Genomic DNA, 18,457 nt, shown 5'->3' with positions numbered 1-18,457 from the left:
TTTCGGGTTAGGCTTCGTTAAGCCAGCAGCGGGATTGGTGCCCCGGCTTCACTTCGATCAGCTCCGGCATAGCCACGCGGCACTTGTCTGTAGCGTGCTCACAGCGCGGTGCAAAGCGGCAGCCTTCACGTAGGGAACCTGGGATCGGCACGTTGCCTGGGATCGAGTACAGACGGTCTGACTTCTCATCCATCTTCGGAATCGAGTTCAGGAGGCCTTGGGTGTACGGGTGCTTCGGATCTTTGAGGATATCGCGAACCGAGCCTTCCTCCACCACATTGCCTGCGTACATGACGACGACACGGTGGCACATCTCAGCGACTACACCCAGATCATGGGTGATCAGCATGATGGCGGTGCCGGATTCTTTGTTGAGCTTAACCATCAGGTCGAGGATCTGCGCCTGAATCGTTACGTCCAGAGCGGTCGTAGGCTCGTCTGCAATCAAGAGCTCTGGATCACAGGCCATCGCCATCGCGATCATCACGCGTTGACGCATCCCGCCGGAGAGCTGGTGCGGATACTCATCCACGATCTGCTCGGCACGCGGAATACCTACTTTTTTCAGCATCTCAACCGCATGGACTTTGGCTTCTTTCTTGGAAAGCTTCCTATGCAAACGAACAGTCTCGCCGATCTGGTCGCCAATGGTATAAACAGGGTTCAAGGAGGTCATCGGCTCCTGGAAGATCATCGCGACACGGTCACCGCGAATCTCTTGCATTCGCTTCTCGCTGACGGCTGCGAGGTCTTCCCCTTTGAACAAAATTTTGCCCCCGACGATCTTACCGGGCGGGTTCGGGACGAGTCGCATGACGGAAAGGGAGGTTACACTCTTTCCACAGCCGGATTCGCCAACGATCCCGAGAATCTCTCCTTGCTTGACCTCGATGTTGATGCGGTCAACGGCTGGAATCTCGCCCCGGTCTGTGAAAAAGTGCGTCTGGAGGTTTTCAATCTGCAAAATAGACTGTGACAATAGGGCGCACCCCTCTTACCGAAGAATTTTTTGAACATTTCTACATGTTAGGTAACTTCCAACATTATGCCATTAACTTCTTTTTTGCGCAACACATATTATTCACACAAATCTAACTTGACCCAATTTTTTTTGTTTATAAAAAATAAAAAAACAACCCCAAGCACGTCAATAGACGAACTCAAGGTTGAAAAAACTGAGAAAACCAATCAACCGTAGATTTTACGCTGTTTTTAATCCAGCCGCCAATAGAGGTTCCCGTTTCACTCACGTAATTTACGACTTGTTGCGGTTTGGCTTTTACTTCTTTTCCCATTACCGCAATTTCGACTTGCCCCTTGTCGATTTTCTTTATGTAAAAAGTTTGTGGTTTCTGTTCGGGCAAGCCGTCAACCTTATAAATTCCTTTTTCTGCTGTCTGCAGTCCGAGTACAACTCCGACAAGGAGAATGGTAAGCATGCCTACAAATCGAAGCGTTACATTCATCGTGTATCTCACCTCTTGTCGGGTTTTTGGCTGTTGGTCTTGCTGACTTCCTCTGCCTGCCAGTAGTATTCGGCGAACACATCAGCAAAGGCTTCTGCTGTGTTATAGCATTCTTGGATCGTGTTGTGGGTGCCTCCCACCTCTACTAACAGACTGCCCGGTGAGATGGACTGATTATACTCGCCGTTGCCTTCACTTGCCGTTTTCGCAATAATCCCACGGGAGAGGGCCGGGTATTTCTTCTCCATGAGCGCGTGCAGCTCACGGGCAAATTTTTCGTTCTGCTCATGGTTTTTGTTGCGGGTTCCGACGACGAACAGAAGGCGGGCGTAGTTTTTGGCGTTGATCTTGACGGTGGTCTTCTCGCGGGTGCCGTTGGAATCGCGGTGCAGGTCAAAGTAGAATTTGAGATCGCGGTTCTGCTGGGTGGCAGCGCGGACGGCTTTGAGTGACTCGGCGTAGGAGAATGGATAGCTTCTGCCGTTGTCGAGAAGCTTCTGATAGAAGTCATCGGTGTTGACTTGTGTGCCGATGCCTTTGGCGCTGAGCGCTTCGCCCAGCTTTTTGCCGACGAGGGTGATGTTCTGGCTCGGGTGGTCGATGGAGTCGGTGGCAGGAGCAGGCTTCGAGATACCGATCCATGATTCGCGGTTGTGGGTGTGGTAGACGAAGACGCTCTTTTTCTTGGAATCACCGGGGGCGATTGGGACAGCTGGCTTGTCGTCGGCAGGTTTTGGAGTCTCCGTCGGTTTTTCTGCGGGGGCTGGTGTCTCTGGCATCTCGATGACGGTGTGAGCGGGAGCCGGTGACTCGACATAGAGGTCGGCCAGCTCGAAGTCTTTGCCTTTTACGAGGATACGGGCGTCGTCATAGGTGAGCAGTCCCGGCAGCTCGCGTCCAAGCAGGCTGCGCAGATCGCCCGGATGAATCCCGGTGGCCAGTTGAAAAAAGAAACTGGAGGTTGTAGTGGTTTGTGGTTCGACTTGAGCTTGTACGGTTTTATGGAAAGCCGGGATTTCCATGCCAAGCAGATTGATCAGGGTCAGGCTGGAGACATGACTCGTGGCGCGGTTGAGCGTGGATGATTTGAACATGTCCTTGGAACTGTCCGTAACCAGCGCTCCACAAAGCAAAAACAGCAGGGCCGTGCCGACAGACAGTAGAACAAAGTGGCGTTGCAAAAGGGTTGCCATCTCGTACCCTCCTTGTCAGACTTTGCGCTTGATAGTCTATCCTATGCGCGTCATAGAGAAGGTAGAACGGCAACCCTAGTAAATTAATATCTTTTGTTTTTATTTTATTCCCTATCGTATCTTCTTTCCTTTACGCTTGCGGCTGAGATAGAGTACTCGCAATCGGGTTCCCCTTCTTTGATCACTAGGAAATCGCCTTGTTTATCTCTGGTGAGTATCTTAGCTTTGAATGGAAGGGAATTGTCGGTCAGGATAAAAGTGACAAACCTTCGATTCTCTATGTCTTTTTCATTCATGTAGATGCTGAGATTTGCTACTCCGAACATAATACATACTAAGACAGAAAACGTTCCGTATACTAAACCGAACGGACCTAACATACCAGAGGTATCTGAAATCATCCCATAAGATATAATACACTGGGCTATGAGATACAAAATTGAATATATCATTGCTTTTTTACGTCCTCGACTTTTCCAGCTTCCGATATCTAGAAACATACAAAAAAGCAAAATAAGTATTGCTGGTATAACTATTAATAAATCTCCACCTCTTACGAAAAATAATAACAATAGAAGCGTGGCCGCAGTTATATATACGAATGCTGGAACAAAAGAATTCAGCCTCACCCCCATGTCATATTTTTCAATTACACCGTGGTTGGAATATAGTTTAGTCGAAAATGTAGCCAGTCCAATAATTCCTCCCAAAATTACTATGCAATCAGAAAAAGAAATCGTATCCAAATTTTTACACACCTCTCTATTTGCTTAAACTCATTTTAGATTACGAAATTTTTTAAGATTGGTTTCACAACAGATGATCCTAGTAATCGAAATAACAAAAAAGGTAGCGTAAACCAATTCCGTTTACAGCTACCTTTTTACTGTATCTATCTAGTGCGTATACGCCCCTACATTATCCTGATTCACCGCACGATGCAGCGCACTGTTCAATCCTTGCGCGACGATGTTGGAGATTCCCTCCATAAAATCATCCACTTCCTTCGGTGTCACCACCAGCTCCTGGCCGAGTGGACGAAGTACCTCGCTGATCAGCTGGCGTTTTTCGTCATCAGAAAGCGTGCCGACGAGACCCATGAAGGTTTTGCGTTGCTCCATGCCCGGCAGATCGGCTTCGGTATAAGGCTCCTTGCGCTCTGGGAGGCTGCTTGCGGACAGGCGGTTGAACGGACGGCTGCTCTCCTGCATGGATTGATTGAAGTGACCCATGATGTAGGTAATCGCGTCATTCACAATGGTCGAGGCAAACACAACGGTAGGTACTCCAATAGAAATAACAGGAATTCCTAATGTATGTTTGTCGATCGCTTTGCGCTTGTTGCCTACACCTGAACCTGGATGGATACCGGTGTCCGCGATCTGGATGGTTGTGTTGACACGATGCAGGGCACGGGAAGCGAGAGCATCAATCGCGATCACGAAATCAGGCTTGCTTTTTTCAACTACACCAAACACGATCTCGCTGGTCTCGATCCCAGTGATCCCCAGCACCCCCGGGGAGAGTGCGCTTACTTCGCGGTAGCCGTCCCCAACCGTCTCAGGAGCCAATTGAAACAGGTGACGGGTGACGAGTAGGTTCTCGACCACCATCGGTCCAAGTGCATCCGGTGTGACATTCCAGTTGCCAAGACCGACGACGAGCGCGCGCTTATCCTCAGTCAGCCCCAGCTCCTCGAGGAAACGGCGGAATTCTTTTGCGAAGCGCTTCTCAACAGCCATCTCCAGCTGGGTATCGTTGTCGCGCAGCTTCGGTACTTCAATGGTAATATAGTTGCCGGGGAGCTTGCCGATCTGTCTGCCTGCCTCTTCACTCTGCACGCTCAGGCGGGTCACCTTGATGCCTGACTCGTTATCATCGGACTGCAAAAAGACTCCGGGGATATCACTTTCATTGGTTCTCTCCACCGCCATCGCGTGTGCTTCGACTGCAAGGTCTGTACGCACACTATAGCCGGAGAGGTCGATATTATGTGTTTCTGCCATGTGTAAGCTCCTCCTTTTGGCATTCTTACGTATTAGGTTCTTCATACATGGCAAAATTATTCTCAAAGCGTTCTTGCAATACGTCCCGTTAAATGCTAGAATATGTTCTGTTGTATTCATTGCTTTTTGCGTTTTTGTTTTAAGGAGGTGACAAGTATGCCAAATATTAAATCTGCGATCAAACGTACCAAGACGATTGAAAAACGCCGTGCACACCGCGCAGCTCAAAAATCTGATCTTCGTACAGCACTGAAAAACTTCGAGAAAGCAGTTCTCGCAAACGACGTTGAGTTGGCGAAATCTTCCCTTCTCGTAGCTGTGAAAAAATTGGACAAGGCTGCTACGAAAGGTCTTATCCATAAAAATGCAGCGAACCGTCAAAAATCTCGCCTGACTAAAAAGTTCAACGCTGTAACTGCGTAAGTTCTTTTTACGGGATGATAGGAATGACCTCTTTGGACTTAGGTGCAGAGAGGTTTTTTCTATTTTTTGATTGAAATATAAATTAGGCCGAACTCCATTTTTAGCCGTTAATTGGCTGGTTGGAGTACGGCCTTCTTTTTTCCTTCTTAATTTTTTAAGAGGATAGCGGAACCTGTCGGCCAGAAAAGAGTGGGGATATGATCTGTTTGTAAGGAGACCGGCTGAACGAAGTGAGGGAAAGGCGACTGGAAAACAGATCATATCCCCACTCTTCCCCCCCCGACCGATCCACACTACCTCTTCTTCTCCTGCGCAACTTTCGTAATAAACATCTCCAGCGCAAGCCTTTTATCTACTTGCCCTGTCTTCATGCGGAAATCCTCTTCCGCCAAAATCCCGAGCAAGCGCCTCAACCCCGCTTCGTCAAAATAACGCGCCTGCTCCATCGCCTTCTTCACCGCATAAGGATGTGCCTTGATCATCCCTGCAATCGACTGTGCAGAATAGCTCTGTGCAGCCAGTGTCTTGGTATGCAGCAGCATGCGGAACTGGCGGATAAAGAGCGCCATCAGCTTGATGGGCTCCTCCCCGGTTTTGAGCATATCGTACAGCGTGCGGAAGGCATCGGAGACCCGTCCGGTCACGACATCCTCTACCATGCCGAAGACGTCCTGCTCCAGCGTACGGGCGGCCAGCGTCTCGATGACCTGCCTGTCGATACGACCTCCCTTGCCTGCATAGAGGGCCATTTTTTCGATCTCCTTATACAAAAGCCGCAGGTCGGAACCGACGCGCTCTGCGAGGAGATGCGCGTCCTCAGGCGTGATGGTGGCATCCCATTGCTTGGCTTGACGCTCGATCCAGGAGGAGAGGTCATGGTCTTTGAGCGGTTCGAAGTTGATCACGACCGCACGCTGCTGGAGCGACTTGACCAGCTTTTTACGCTCATCCAGCTTGTCGGCATCGATCCTAAAAACCAGCGAGGTGGTCGGCTGCGGATTCTCGATATAAGCCGCCAGAGCATCTGTATCTGCCTCCACCTTGGTTGGCGGCTTGGCTCCGGTCAGAAAATAGGCATTGTCAGCGATAATCAACCGATGCTCGGAGAAAAACGGGACGGTATCGGCATCCACCAAAATCTCACTCAGTGCAATCTCGGTGCAGTCGTAGCGTCCCACGTTCATATCTGCGTAGTCAGGGTCGATCATGGTCTGGTTCATCAGCTTGATCAGCTCTTCTTTGCGAAAGGTCTCCGTGCCGTAGAGAACATAGACGGGTGCGAATTTTTTCTGTTTGATGTCTCGAATGGCTGTCAAAAGCGGCATCGGTTCCTCCCCCTTTTTCTCGTTCGTCCGTGTAAGTCTATTCATCCTATTATAGCATGTCTCGTAAATCAACGGCGAAAAACCATGACCAGACCGGCCACGGCTTGATGAGAGACGATATATTCGCTTTTATGTAAACGTTTGGAGAAAAGCCCCGGGATGTCTTCTCTCCAAACGGGAAGCAGGGGGATACTGTTCCTTCGTGTTGCGATTACCTGTTGCGAATTTCGTTCGTCATCTGTTTTCTATACGATATGTTATTCTCGCGTGGGCGATTTGGTGACTCGCTGAAAAGAAGTTTGGCGATTCCCTATCCACTTTTGTTGCGGGCAGGTGGGGCGGGCGGATTTGTTGGGGCAAAAAGAAAATGAGGTTGTCATCATCGACAGCCTCATCGCCCTTTTTTCACCTGACGAACCTAGTCGTCATTGTTGTTGTTTTTATTACCGTTGCCGTTGCCCCGTTCTTTGTCGTTCTTTTTATCTTTGTTTTTTTTTTCGTTTTTGTCGTCATCTTCATCGTCCGAGTCTGCGGTCGACTTGCCGTTGCCTTTGCCTTCTTTGGATGGAACAGCAAGCTTGGTGTCTTTATTTTTCGTGTCGGCCGGTTGCGGTGTGGAAGACTTAGTTGGTTCTGTTGGCTGTACCGTGTCAGCAGGAGCGGCCGTCGCACCTGAAGTCGGCGGTTTGGCAACGAAGACTGGCGGCTGGTCCACCGGTTGCTGTGACGGCTGAGTATTCATCGGGGTCGAATCTGGTGTTGATTCCGGCTTGGTCTGTTCATTTGTCTTAGGTGCAGTCGGAGTATCCGGGGTCTCTGTCTGTTGTGACGGAGTCTCTGGCGTTTTCGTTTCATCCAGATTTTTCATTGGACTTACTCCATTGTCTTCCGGATTGCTCTGGATCGAGGTCGGGTTGTTAGATCCGACGGTGCCGGAGTTACGGTCCACATCTGCACTGTTCGACATCACAAAAAGTCCGATCAATAAGCAGGCGGCTGCCACACCACTGCCTGCTTTGGCAAGCCAGAGCGGAAGCTTCCGGCGTTTCTTCAACGGCTGCTCGGGTGACGGGGTTTCTTTGCGAACAAGGCGCGGCATTGACGGTGTATCCTCTGTCGCGGCGATTGGCGGCTGTTTGACTTGTTCGGTCAGCTGCGGAAGAATTGAGTCCACTAGGCTAAACGGTGGCTTGACGTCAGGCAGATTGGCCAAGTCCTGATTCACCCGCATGAGGCGCTGGTGCATTAATTGCAGCTCACGGTCTTGGCGGAGAGCTTCCTTGAGTATTCCTTCTTCATCAGCCGTCAAGTCGCCGTCTACATCCCGCTGGATCAGATCGAGCACGGCTTCTTTGTTCATCCCCTATGTCCCCCCTTTCTGATATTCATACAAATGGTCCTGGAGCTGCTGTCTGGCACGGAACAAATATGATTTGACCGTGTTCAGCGGCAGATCGAGCGTGTCTGCGATCTCCTGGTAAGAAAAGTCCTGCAGATAGCGTAGCACAATGACCAACCGGTATTGCTCCGGCAGCTTTTCGATCGCTTTGTTCACATCCTCTGACAGACTGGTACGCAGAATGGACTCCTCCACGTTATTCTTGTCGGGCAGGATCATCTCATGCTCATCGATGGAGACCGTCTCCTTTTTCGCACGAAATTTATCCATGCAGATGTTGCTCACGATACGCTGCACCCATGTGCTGAACTTCGCCTTTTCCTGAAAGGTGTCGATCTTGCGGTAGATGCGGATCAAGGCTTCCTGTGAAGCATCCAATGCATCCTGTTCGTTGCCGAGAATATAAAACGCACTTTTATAAACCGCTTGTTCGATCGAACGCAGAAGTTCAACCAGAGCTTCCTGATCTCCTTGTTGGGCTCGCTTGATCAGCTCTGTCTCCCCCATTGTTATCTCCTCTCCTTCCCTCAGACGAATCGGTAGTTGGGAAAGTTGCATAAAATATAGGACTTTTTTCGTTATTTTTTTATTTGCGTCGTGATCCGATATCCCCCATCCCTCATGACAATCGTCACAGCGCCCTGCTGGTCGGTGCGGTAGATGTCCGTGCCCGCCCTCTCTAAGCGTGAGATGACTTCGGGTGATGGATGATGATAACGATTACGGTATCCGACTGAGATAATTGCTGCCCTCGGTCGGATGGCTGCCAGAAAATCCTCGGTGGTGGAACTGTTGCTTCCATGATGTCCCACCTTTAAAATATCTATCGGAGAAAGCAAGCCTGCTTCCCAGAGACTTTTTTCCCCGGACTTTTCTACGTCCCCGGTAAACAGTACATGTATACCATAGGCAGTTAATTTCAGAACGATAGAACTGTCATTGCCGCCAGCACCCAAGAGATGCTGTGGACTGGGATGCAACCAGGACCAGCTTACACCCTCCATGTCCTGCCAAGTACTGCCCGGACGTCCCATGACAATCGGTACCTTCCGCTTCGTCAGATTCTCGATGATTTCATGTTCCTTCTCTTCCGGCGGCAAGCCATTGACCAACACTCGGCCAAACGTAAAATACGGCAGGATCGCTGGAATACCGCCGACATGGTCATTGTCGCCATGTGTCAGCACCAGTGTGTCGATATGTTCAATCCCTCTTGCTTTTAAAAAAGGTAACAGGGTATCCTTACCTACTTCAAAAGGGTCTCGTCGCTGCTGCCACTCCGCCTTTGGAAATATAGGGGTGCCTCCACCGTCGATTAAGTATACTTTCTCCTTACCAATTTCAACAAGGGCAGAATCTCCCTGTCCTACATCGATAAAAGTGACGCGTACTTCGTTAGTCCCAGAAAACGGCTGACGGGCAAAAACGAGCAAAACCAAGTAAAAGACTAGGTATACTGCCGCATCCCTCCTCCGCTGATAACCTCTGTGCCACGCCACCCAAAAGAATATAAGAAAAATGACATAGGATAAAAGCCATAACGCATGTGGATGCGGCCAATACGTAAAGGGCACACGAATCGTATGTACCCATTCAAGCCCCCAGTGAATCAGGGTAAGCAGCCACTCCACTCCTTTTGCCGGAAAAAGCCCCAAGGCCGGTTGAAGATGCGACAAAATCAGTGCCAGATAGCCAAACGGCAGTGCACCATAGGAGAGGATCGAGACAAGCAAAAGGTTTACCAGCATGGATAATGGAGAAGACTGATGAAACCAATAAAGCAAAAAAGGAAACGAAACCAGCTGGGCCGCCACCGCGACAGCCAGCTCGGAGCGGAGCCGTTCATGACGCGGGAAGCTCATCTCTTGAAACAGCGGGACATATAAGATCAACCCAAGTGTCACCACATACGACAGCTGAAAGCCAATTCCCCACAGCTGGTACGGGTTCCACAAAAGCATCACGATAAGCGAAGTCCCCCAGATCGCCAGAATATCCACCCGTTTTCGGGCATAGCGGGCCCACAGTGCGATTCCACCCATCAGCCCGGAGCGAACAGCAGAGGGGCTGGCTCCGACCAGCAGTACATAGACAGCAATCAGAGCGATACTGACCAGCAAGGCCCGCTCCTGTGTCATACCCGCTCGCTCCAAGCCCCACAGAATAAAGCCACTCACAATGGTAATATGCAGACCAGAGATTGCCAGTACATGGATCAGGCCAAGATCAGCATACATATTGGACAGATCAGGCTCCACCCCATCCTGCAAGCCTAACAGCAGGGATTTCATATAGCCCCGTGTCACTTCTTCATGAAAAGCCCTGTCGATTTGCTCTGCCTCGTACGTTTGCCAGCGTTCAAAAAACGCCCCGACACTCCACGGTGATGCCGTGACGCGCATTTCTTTATAGGAAGTTTCTCCGCTCAATGCAACCCCCTGCCAGCGCAAGTAATTGGCGTAATCAAATGCATTCGGGTTACGTGCATGCTGCGGGCGGGTAAGAGTCAACACGGTGGTGAACGGGCTGCCTGCCGTCCAACTCTCCACTTCGGAAATCTGCTCCTCCTCCGACAGCTTGACCCGGAGGGCGATGCGTTCATGGAGTTCGCGCTTCACGTACCCGTACTGCGCATCAGCATCGGATGAATCCCCCGAAACACCCTGTACGTCTGGAACATGTGGAACAAAATCATCTGTGCGACCGTCAACAAATTCAGCCTCGCTTATCACCACGAAAAACCGTGCCACATCCCCGTCCCGCTTGACCGCCGAATCAATCACACCATGCACATTCGCTTGGATTTCCTCCCCTTCCGGCACATAAGCAAGCAAAGCAGATTGGTGCCAATGATCGTACAGCAAAAAATAACCGCATCCCACCCAGCAGACGACGGTGAGCAACGCGATCCGCTTTTTCACTTCATGCCAAGGGAGAAAGCGCGACAGCACGAAGAAGACGATGCCGCCGACAATCGTGTAAACCCACTCTGCATATGCACCCAACACACACCCAGCCGCCAGCGCCAGACTCATCATAAACCAACGATCCCACAGAATAGCCACAACCACATCACACCCCGACACGCTCATTTGTTCTCCCCAGCATACTCCAACCCTTTGGGACAAAAAAACTCGTTTTATCGAAAAACAATGGTTAGGAGTTGAACCTGTCCCTCCCTTTTACTAGAATGGGCTATGAGCAACAGAGAAGACGGACAAAAGAGGTGTGCGTTATGCGAAAATCTTGGGATCAATACTATCTGGATCTTGCTAATGAAGTAGCGACCAGAGCGACCTGCAACCGCCTACAGGTAGGCTGTGTCATCGTAAAAGAGAACCGCATCGTCTCTACAGGGTACAACGGCTCTATCCACGGTCACCCGCACTGTACCGAGGCAGGCTGTCTATTAAAAGAAGGGCGTTGCATCAGGACCATTCATGCGGAGGAAAATGCGATTTTGCATGCCCGCCGCGATGACCTCAAAGGAGCAACCGCCTACGTGACCCATGAACCGTGCGAGAATTGCACCAAGCGTCTCAATCAAGCCGGGGTGGCGAAAGTGATCTTTATCCACGCCTACGACAACGAATTCAATAAGTACTTCATTGAACCGATGGAGTGGGTTCATCATCAACACTCGGAAAATCGGGAAGGATAGTTGTTCATTGCGCTCCTATCTAATCCATGGTAGATTTATATAGTGTATTTTGGGGAACCTCCCTGTGAGAGGAAGATTCTGAACATATGTGTGGAATTGTATCGCTGTACAACAAGCGCAGAAAACCTGCTGACTTAGACACGATCAAAGCCATGACCCGAATGATTCTCCATCGCGGCCCTGACGATGACGGTTTTCATATTGAAGACAACATCGCGCTGGGCTTCCGCCGTTTGAGCATCATCGACGTGGCAGGCGGTCATCAACCGCTGTTTAACGAGACAAAAGATATGTGGATCATCGGGAACGGAGAGGTATACAACTACAAGGAACTGCAAGCATGGCTTAAAGACCTCGGCCACCGCTTCCATACCGACTCCGATATCGAGACGATCCTGCATTTATATGAAGAAGTAGGCTTCGATGCACCGAAGCACCTGCGCGGTATGTTTGGCTTCACGATCTGGGACGGCCGCAAACAGCTGATGTTTGGTGCCCGCGACCATTTCGGGATCAAGCCGCTCTACTATACCGAGACAGAAGACGCTATCGGTGTCGGCAGCGAGATCAAGAGCCTCTTGGAGATGCCTGGTGTCGAGCGTGCTGTTAATGAAAATGGATTCTATCATTATCTGACCTTCCAATACGTGCCAGACCCTGAGACGATGTACAAAGGGATCTACCGGATTGAACCGGGTCATTCTTTTATCATCAAGGACGATAAGCTCACCACCCAGAAGTATTGGGAAGTCGAGTTCAAGCCAGATGAAAGCAAGCCGTTCTCCTATTTCGTAGAGGGAACCCGTTCTATTTTGCTTGAATCAGTAGACAAACACCGGATCAGTGAAGTACCGCGCGGCGCTTTCCTCTCCAGTGGTGTCGACTCCAGCAGTATCGTCGGGATGCTGCGCACCTTTGAAAATGTAAAAACCTTCTCGATCGGCTCCGACATCCCTGGCTACAGCGAGTTGGAATATGCACGCCGCACCGCCGATTACCTCGGTTCCGAGCATTTTGAAGTGGTATTGAATGCTGAGCGCTACATGGCAGATTTGCCTCGTCTGATCTGGCATCAGGATGAGCCTGTCGCAGACCCGTCCGCGATCCTGCTCAACTTCGTCGCAGAGCTTGCGAGTCAGCATGTCACAGTCGTTCTCTCCGGCGAAGGCGCAGACGAATTCTTCGGCGGGTACAACATCTACCGTGAACCGAACTCCCTGCGTATGTTCAAGGGCATGCCTGCTTGGATGAAGAAATCGATGCGCAGCGTAGCCGAACAGCTGCCAGACAGCGTCAAGGGCAAAAACTTCCTCATCCGCGGCTCCAAAACCGTCGAGGAGCGCTTCTTCGGCAATGCGTTGATCTTCAGTGAAGATCTCAAGGAAAAAGTAGTTACCGAGGATATCCTGCGTGACCCGAACTACCAGACACCTTGGTCCATCACACAGAAGATCTATGACAAAGTAAAAGACTATGACGATGTCACCAAAATGCAGTATCTCGACATCCATACCTGGCTGCGCGGCAATATTTTGATGAAAGCGGACAAAATGACGATGGCCAACTCGTTGGAGCTGCGCGTTCCGTTCATCGATCCAAAAGTGTTCGAGTTCGCTTCCACCATTCCGACGAAGTACAAAATCGCCGAAGGCACGACCAAGCACGTCCTGCGCGAAGCGATGAAGGACTTCCTGCCGCCAGAGATCAAAACCCGTCCAAAACTGGGCTTCCCAGTACCTACCCGTTACTGGCTGAAGCATCAATTCTATAAATGGGCCAAAGAAATTATTTTCGAAGCCAAGGTCGATCACCTGATCAACAAAGCCTATGTCCTCTACATGTTAGATGAGCATCGCGAAGGTCATGGCGACTACAGCCGTAAAATCTGGACCATCCTGATCTTCATGCTGTGGCATCAGATTTTCATTGAGCAAAAATATCATTTCGGACCATACGTAAGCCCCGCTGTTGACCAGCGCCGCGGCAACAAAATTGAACTGGGATAATTCCCGGTTCTTTTTTTGTTTCCCAACCTCTCTGCTTGCTTGTGAGAAATTTTTTTTGCACAAGGCTCTGTCTTTATCTACGATAAAGGTAGATGAGTAAGATTCGATGAGACCGAGTACGGAAGGAGTGGCTGGTGCCATGTTGATGGATTGGTGGGAACGATATCGGAAGGGTTTGATGATCGCAGGGGTGTTGCTAGTGATCGGGCTTAGTTTTTGGGGATATTCCTATACGGAAAAAGAGACAGAGATGCCGCTTACACCTCCCGCTTATTTGAGCGGCGGGGAGATGGGAGAGGCCGGTGGAGCTGATCAGGTAGGGTGGGAATCTGGTTCGAACGGTAACAATGGTTCAGGTCGTGATGCTGATTCGAACGATGACAATGGTTCGAGCCATGATGCTGATTCGGTACGTGGTTCTGCTTCGGTTCATGATTCTGGTTCTGCCCGTATCACTGATTCGTCCTCCAGTTTTGGTAATCAAGCCACATCTGGTTCTTCTTCCCTCACGCTTAACACTGGCACGTCTACATCCTCCAGCATAGACTCAGCCCAGAAAAACACGACAAGCTCGTCCTCTCCGGATGCCCAAAGCAACTCCCACCCCATGTACGTTGACCTCAAGGGACGCGTCAAAACCCCCGGTGTCTACACCTTTTCCGAAAATGACCGCATCCAAAGTGTCATTACCCAAGCAGGCGGTTTTTTACCCGATGCGGACACGAAGCTGATCAATCTCGCCCTGCCATTACAAGACGGCATGGTGATCTATATCCCCTCTACAAAAGAGACCTCTTCGGCCAACAACAAAACCATCTCAGTCATTACTCTGCCCAATCAGACAGCACAAGCAGGACAAGCAACAGGACAGCCGCCAGACGCTCTCTCCCTGTCAGCTGCAAACTCTTCACTCAACAGCACAAGCTCTCCCACATCCTCTTCCGCATCCAGTACAGCCACCGGCAAGGTTAACCTGAACACCGCTACAGCCGATCAGCTGATGACCTTGCCCGGAATCGGTAAAACCAAAGCAGACGCGATCCTTGCCTACCGCAGTGAGCACGGTGGTTTCCTCTCAGCAGATGAATTGAAAAAAATCAATGGGATCGGAGAAAAAACGTATGTAAAACTTGCCCCAAAAATCGCTGTTGAGTGATTTTTGCTACCGTACACGTAATTTTTTTTACTTCTCACCCCCCCATATCAGCATTTCGCACAGAATCGTTACAAGTTTATTAATTTTTCTGTATAATCAAATTGTAATCATTAAAGCGCTTACATTTCCATTTTTCCAGCAAAAATAACGATGAGTGATGGGGGGAAATTCAAATGGCTACCAAAAAGGCGATTCGACAAGAAAACGCCAAACCAGAAGTAGATTACACCGCTGTTGTACAATCTGCTTCTTTTCAAAAACTTCTGCATGATAAGCGGGCTTTCATCTTGCCAATGTCCGTATTCTTCTTTGTCTTCTACTTCACGTTGCCTGTTATGACTGCTTTCTTTCCAGTACTGGATGCACCAGCAGTCGGTGCGATCAGCTGGGCATGGGTATTTGGTATCGCGCAGTTTATTATGACGTGGATCTTTTGCATGGTGTATTCCAGCAAAGCCCGTAAATTTGACGAAGATGTAGAACAGATCAAAGCTGAAATGGCAAAAGGAGGGGCTAGCCGATGAACGTAACCGCATTTCTTCTCTTTCTGGGGATTGTCCTCGGAACACTGGTCATCACCTACTACGCATCGAAAAAGACCAATACCACAAGCGAATTCTATACCGCAGGCGGCGGTTTGACCGGTTGGCAGAACGGTTTGGCGATTGCCGGTGACTACATGTCAGCCGCTTCCTTCCTCGGGATTGCCGGGATGATTGCCCTCTTTGGTTTTGATGGTTTCTTCTATTCGATCGGCTTCTTGGTCGCTTATCTGGTCGTGCTTTATCTGGTTGCTGAACCGCTCCGCAACCTCGGTAAATATACGATGGCAGACATGATCGCAGCCCGTTTCGACAACAAAAAAGTACGTGGTGTCGCTGCTCTCAACACGATCACCATCTCCATCTTCTACATGATTGCCCAGCTGGTTGGTGCAGGCGGTCTGATCAAACTGCTGCTTGGTCTCGACTACACCACTTCCGTCCTCATCGTCGGTACCTTGATGACTATCTACGTTGTATTCGGCGGGATGACAGCTACCTCTTGGGTACAGATCGTAAAAGCGGTTCTGTTGATGGCCGGTACATTCATCATCTCCTTCATGGTTTTTGCCAAATTCGGCTTCAGTATTTCCAACATGTTTGAACATATGAAGACCGCTACTCCACTTGGCGAAGCCTTCCTCAACCCTGGTAACAAATTCAAGAATGGACTGGATAACCTCTCGTTAAACCTTGCCCTTGTACTTGGTACGGCTGGTCTTCCACACATCCTGATCCGTTTCTTCACCGTAAAAGACGCTCCGACTGCCCGCAGCTCTGTTGTCTATGCGACCTGGATCATCGGTGCTTTCTATGTCATGACCGTCTTCCTCGGTTTCGGTGCGGCTGCATTCGTTGGCTATGATAACATTATGGCTGCTGACAAAGCTGGTAACATGGCAGCTCCGCTTCTCGCAAAAGCTCTCGGCGGCGACTTCCTCTTCGCCTTCGTATCCGCTGTTGCCTTTGCTACCATCCTTGCTGTTGTGGCTGGTCTGGTTCTTTCTGCGGCATCTGCGTTCGCCCATGACTTCTACACGCACATCCTACGCCGTGGCTCTGCAACTGAACATGAGCAGATGAAAGCTGCTCGCTGGGCTTCTGTAGGGGTAGCGATCATCTCCATCCTGCTCGCCCTGTTTGCCCAAAAAATGAACGTAGCCTTCCTTGTCGCTCTTGCCTTCGCGGTTGCAGCAAGTGCCAACCTGCCTGTTATCATCTTCACGATCTTCTGGAAACGTTTTAACACAACAGGCGCTGTAACAGGAATGCTGGTAGGTCTGCTCAGTGCTCTGATCCTCGTGGCTGTCAGTCCGAACGTCTGGAGTCCAGAAGCAGGTAAAGCCATCCTCGTAGGTACACCGCTGATCTCTCTGACCAATCCAGGGATTATCTCCATCCCGCTCGGCTTCCTCGCCGCTTTCCTCGGTACGTTCTTCTCCACTGAACGTGACGATAAGAAATACGATGAGATCCTGGTAAAAGCTCACACAGGTGTCCGTGAGAGCGCATAAGCAACGTTTCACTACGCTTAGCACCCCTTCACCATGCACCGATAACACTTCTTCATGAACTAGTAACACTACTTCATGGACTAGAAACTCTTTTGCATGAACTAGGTAATACTTCTGCATCAACTGGCAGTACCCCCAGACGAGAACCGAAACGTAAAAAAATCAGGGTGAGACCGTCTCCCCTGATTTTTCTTTTTCCTTCTTTCACCAAAACCCAATTGAACAAAGTAATTCATTGTCATACCACGTCTAATTGGACTTACTCCTATTCTCGCCACTTCGTATTTTCACCAATGTGAACTCACATCAACATGTTATTCTCACAATTCCCTACCCTTCACACCGCTACTTCACCAGTCGAATCGTCAGAGGATAACGGAAATACCCTCCGTTGTTCGCACTGATAATCCCACGAACCACCTACACGATACAAAAGATGCTAAGAGCTAAGCTTGCCGCAACCAGAACAGGAAACATGCCATATCCCCATACGGTCTCCATCATCACAGCCGGGATGACCAGCAAGAACGCAAGCACATAACCAACTGCGGTAATCAAGAATATCGTAATGTTAAAGTTAAGCGATTCTTTGGCATGGCTTGCGACAAACTCACTCTGCTCCCGCTTGATCAGCCAGATGATCAATGGGACGATGTCCTCTTCCTTCATACGATTCATGTTCCGAAAAGATGCACATCAACTGCCCATCTGATTCATACAATGGAAAAAGAAGATTGGATGGAGGGATATACATGCAAGTTGGCTTTATCGGTACGGGGAGCATGGGGAGCATCCTCATCAACGCTCTCATCAGCCAGGAAGCCTTACAGCCAAGCCAGATTGTCGCCTCTAACAGAACTCCCTCAAAAGTGGAAGCACTGGCACAGGTTCATTCAGGGTTGCAGGTAGCTTATGACAATAAGGACGTGGCGAAGAAAAGCGACGTACTTTTCCTATGTGTAAAGCCACTTGAATATCGGAAGGCTCTCGAACAAATGGCTGATGCTTTGACTCCTAAGCACTTACTCATCACGATTACCAGCCCGGTACGGATTGCGGAGCTTGAGCAGTATGTTCCTTGTGCGGTGGCGCGGGTAATTCCCAGTATCACCAACGCGGCGGCCAGTGGGTTGACCCTGTTAGAGTACGGCTCGCGTGTTGTTTCCCAACAGCGTGAATGGATCGTTGCACTGTTCTCCAAGATCAGCCATCCTGTCGAAATTGAGGATCAATACCTGCGCGTTGCTTCGGATATTTGCAGCTGTGGGCCTGCCTTTATGAGTTATATTTTGCAACAGATGATTCAATCCGCTGTAGAAGAAACGAGCATTTCCCGTGACGCTGCTGTCCAACTGACCACGCATATGATCATTGGTCTGGCAGACTTGCTCAAAGCCCAGCACTTCACCCTGCCGGAGCTGCAACAGCGCGTATGTGTGCCGGGTGGCATCACCGGTGAAGGTCTGAAAGCATTGGAAAAAGGCATTCCTGGTGTATTTAATGATGTATTCAAGCGAACACATGAAAAGTTCGCTGAGGATCGGGTTGAAATGTCAAAGCAGTTTATTACATGAGTACATCTCTTATTGAGGTGTACTTTTTCTTGTACGTGGGCTGGGGTTGAAATGAAGGGATGGCTTGAAGCGGAGGCTCACTGCAACAGGGAATAAGAAAAAGGCTTCCGCCCCGTTTTACCGGATTGGAAGCCTCCTCTTCCCTCTTCGTTTTCCCGAAAAGGGGTTATGGCTACGTTATTGCTACGTTAT

General features: G+C 49.8%; 17 protein-coding genes. 7 read left to right on the top strand and 10 right to left on the bottom strand.

Annotated elements, in window-relative coordinates:
- Window positions 1-7: 7 nt before the first annotated feature.
- The 5 genes from FGI41_RS12255 to gpr all read right to left on the bottom strand — a co-directional run bounded on the left by FGI41_RS12255 (window position 8) and on the right by gpr (window position 4,665).
- Window positions 8-979 carry an ABC transporter ATP-binding protein gene (locus FGI41_RS12255; protein WP_139490432.1) on the bottom strand — a complete coding sequence of 324 codons (972 nt, stop codon included), beginning with the start codon at window positions 977-979 and terminating at the stop codon, window positions 8-10.
- Window positions 980-1,160: 181 nt separating this feature from the next.
- The gene (locus tag FGI41_RS12250) at window positions 1,161-1,466 is read right to left on the bottom strand and encodes a DUF3679 domain-containing protein (RefSeq protein WP_139490431.1); all 306 of its coding nucleotides are present in this window, start codon (window positions 1,464-1,466) and stop codon (window positions 1,161-1,163) included.
- Between the two features lie 8 nt (window positions 1,467-1,474).
- Entirely contained in the window at window positions 1,475-2,659 is a 1,185-nt protein-coding gene (gene spoIIP / locus FGI41_RS12245) for a stage II sporulation protein P (RefSeq protein ID WP_139490430.1), read from the bottom strand.
- Between the two features lie 104 nt (window positions 2,660-2,763).
- A complete protein-coding gene (locus tag FGI41_RS12240) occupies window positions 2,764-3,405 on the bottom strand; it encodes a hypothetical protein (protein WP_139490429.1) in 642 nt (213 codons plus the stop codon).
- 150 nt (window positions 3,406-3,555) lie between these two features.
- Window positions 3,556-4,665, bottom strand: coding sequence for a GPR endopeptidase (gene gpr / locus FGI41_RS12235; RefSeq protein ID WP_139490428.1), 1,110 nt, complete (start codon window positions 4,663-4,665; stop codon window positions 3,556-3,558).
- 156 nt (window positions 4,666-4,821) lie between these two features.
- Between gpr and rpsT the strand changes: the two genes are divergently transcribed.
- Complete coding sequence (gene rpsT, locus FGI41_RS12230) at window positions 4,822-5,088, top strand: 30S ribosomal protein S20 (protein ID WP_139490427.1); 267 nt, start codon at window positions 4,822-4,824, stop codon at window positions 5,086-5,088.
- Window positions 5,089-5,381: 293 nt separating this feature from the next.
- Here rpsT and holA read toward each other — a convergent pair whose 3' ends face one another.
- The 4 genes from holA to FGI41_RS12210 all read right to left on the bottom strand — a co-directional run bounded on the left by holA (window position 5,382) and on the right by FGI41_RS12210 (window position 10,877).
- Window positions 5,382-6,413 (bottom strand): DNA polymerase III subunit delta, encoded by a 1,032-nt coding sequence (gene holA, locus FGI41_RS12225; protein ID WP_139490426.1) that lies wholly within the window; start codon window positions 6,411-6,413, stop codon window positions 5,382-5,384.
- 418 nt (window positions 6,414-6,831) lie between these two features.
- Window positions 6,832-7,773, bottom strand: a complete 942-nt coding sequence (locus tag FGI41_RS12220; RefSeq protein WP_139490425.1) for a hypothetical protein — start codon at window positions 7,771-7,773, stop codon at window positions 6,832-6,834.
- A gap of 3 nt (window positions 7,774-7,776) precedes the next feature.
- Window positions 7,777-8,319, bottom strand: a complete 543-nt coding sequence (locus FGI41_RS12215) for an RNA polymerase sigma factor (protein WP_139490424.1) — start codon at window positions 8,317-8,319, stop codon at window positions 7,777-7,779.
- Window positions 8,320-8,390: 71 nt separating this feature from the next.
- A complete protein-coding gene (locus tag FGI41_RS12210) occupies window positions 8,391-10,877 on the bottom strand; it encodes a DNA internalization-related competence protein ComEC/Rec2 (protein ID WP_255298442.1) in 2,487 nt (828 codons plus the stop codon).
- A 170-nt stretch (window positions 10,878-11,047) separates the two neighbouring features.
- On the opposite strand from FGI41_RS12210, the gene FGI41_RS12205 reads away from it, so the two are divergent.
- The 5 genes from FGI41_RS12205 to FGI41_RS12185 all read left to right on the top strand — a co-directional run bounded on the left by FGI41_RS12205 (window position 11,048) and on the right by FGI41_RS12185 (window position 16,691).
- Window positions 11,048-11,473 carry a deoxycytidylate deaminase gene (locus FGI41_RS12205; RefSeq protein WP_139490423.1) on the top strand — a complete coding sequence of 142 codons (426 nt, stop codon included), beginning with the start codon at window positions 11,048-11,050 and terminating at the stop codon, window positions 11,471-11,473.
- A gap of 86 nt (window positions 11,474-11,559) precedes the next feature.
- A complete protein-coding gene (gene asnB / locus FGI41_RS12200) occupies window positions 11,560-13,479 on the top strand; it encodes an asparagine synthase (glutamine-hydrolyzing) (RefSeq protein WP_139490422.1) in 1,920 nt (639 codons plus the stop codon).
- Between the two features lie 106 nt (window positions 13,480-13,585).
- Window positions 13,586-14,635 (top strand): ComEA family DNA-binding protein, encoded by a 1,050-nt coding sequence (locus FGI41_RS12195; protein ID WP_139490421.1) that lies wholly within the window; start codon window positions 13,586-13,588, stop codon window positions 14,633-14,635.
- 173 nt (window positions 14,636-14,808) lie between these two features.
- On the top strand, window positions 14,809-15,159 hold the full coding sequence (locus tag FGI41_RS12190; protein ID WP_139490420.1) for a DUF485 domain-containing protein: 351 nt from the start codon (window positions 14,809-14,811) through the stop codon (window positions 15,157-15,159).
- The gene (locus FGI41_RS12185) at window positions 15,156-16,691 is read left to right on the top strand and encodes a solute symporter family protein (protein ID WP_139490419.1); all 1,536 of its coding nucleotides are present in this window, start codon (window positions 15,156-15,158) and stop codon (window positions 16,689-16,691) included. Before FGI41_RS12190 ends, FGI41_RS12185 begins: the two co-directional genes overlap by 4 nt.
- Before the next feature lie 420 nt (window positions 16,692-17,111).
- Here the strand turns inward: FGI41_RS12185 and FGI41_RS12180 are convergent, their stop codons facing one another.
- Window positions 17,112-17,360 carry a DUF4870 domain-containing protein gene (locus FGI41_RS12180; protein ID WP_255298441.1) on the bottom strand — a complete coding sequence of 83 codons (249 nt, stop codon included), beginning with the start codon at window positions 17,358-17,360 and terminating at the stop codon, window positions 17,112-17,114.
- An 83-nt stretch (window positions 17,361-17,443) separates the two neighbouring features.
- On the opposite strand from FGI41_RS12180, the gene comER reads away from it, so the two are divergent.
- Window positions 17,444-18,265: a late competence protein ComER gene (gene comER / locus FGI41_RS12175; protein ID WP_139490417.1), complete on the top strand. Its 822-nt coding sequence runs from the start codon at window positions 17,444-17,446 to the stop codon at window positions 18,263-18,265.
- Window positions 18,266-18,457: the final 192 nt, after the last annotated feature.

It is taken from the genome of Brevibacillus dissolubilis (assembly GCF_006170445.1).
Taxonomy (GTDB): Bacteria; Bacillota; Bacilli; order Brevibacillales; family Brevibacillaceae; genus Brevibacillus_B; species Brevibacillus_B dissolubilis.
The sequence above is the reverse complement of the archived record's forward strand: the minus strand, read 5'-3'. Positions and strand labels throughout refer to the sequence as shown.

Excerpts from the sequence above, each read along its gene's own strand:
- FGI41_RS12195 (WP_139490421.1), top strand. The coding sequence starts at position 13,586 with ATGAGACCGAGTACGGAAGGAGTGGCTGGTGCCATGTTGATGGATTGG.
- FGI41_RS12185 (WP_139490419.1), top strand. The coding sequence starts at position 15,156 with ATGAACGTAACCGCATTTCTTCTCTTTCTGGGGATTGTCCTCGGAACA.
- FGI41_RS12180 (WP_255298441.1), bottom strand. The coding sequence starts at position 17,360 with ATGAAGGAAGAGGACATCGTCCCATTGATCATCTGGCTGATCAAGCGG.
- FGI41_RS12250 (WP_139490431.1), bottom strand. The coding sequence starts at position 1,466 with ATGAATGTAACGCTTCGATTTGTAGGCATGCTTACCATTCTCCTTGTC.
- holA (WP_139490426.1), bottom strand. The coding sequence starts at position 6,413 with ATGCCGCTTTTGACAGCCATTCGAGACATCAAACAGAAAAAATTCGCA.
- comER (WP_139490417.1), top strand. The coding sequence starts at position 17,444 with ATGCAAGTTGGCTTTATCGGTACGGGGAGCATGGGGAGCATCCTCATC.
- FGI41_RS12190 (WP_139490420.1), top strand. The coding sequence starts at position 14,809 with ATGGCTACCAAAAAGGCGATTCGACAAGAAAACGCCAAACCAGAAGTA.
- FGI41_RS12220 (WP_139490425.1), bottom strand. The coding sequence starts at position 7,773 with ATGAACAAAGAAGCCGTGCTCGATCTGATCCAGCGGGATGTAGACGGC.
- gpr (WP_139490428.1), bottom strand. The coding sequence starts at position 4,665 with ATGGCAGAAACACATAATATCGACCTCTCCGGCTATAGTGTGCGTACA.
- rpsT (WP_139490427.1), top strand. The coding sequence starts at position 4,822 with ATGCCAAATATTAAATCTGCGATCAAACGTACCAAGACGATTGAAAAA.
- FGI41_RS12215 (WP_139490424.1), bottom strand. The coding sequence starts at position 8,319 with ATGGGGGAGACAGAGCTGATCAAGCGAGCCCAACAAGGAGATCAGGAA.
- asnB (WP_139490422.1), top strand. The coding sequence starts at position 11,560 with ATGTGTGGAATTGTATCGCTGTACAACAAGCGCAGAAAACCTGCTGAC.
- FGI41_RS12205 (WP_139490423.1), top strand. The coding sequence starts at position 11,048 with ATGCGAAAATCTTGGGATCAATACTATCTGGATCTTGCTAATGAAGTA.
- spoIIP (WP_139490430.1), bottom strand. The coding sequence starts at position 2,659 with ATGGCAACCCTTTTGCAACGCCACTTTGTTCTACTGTCTGTCGGCACG.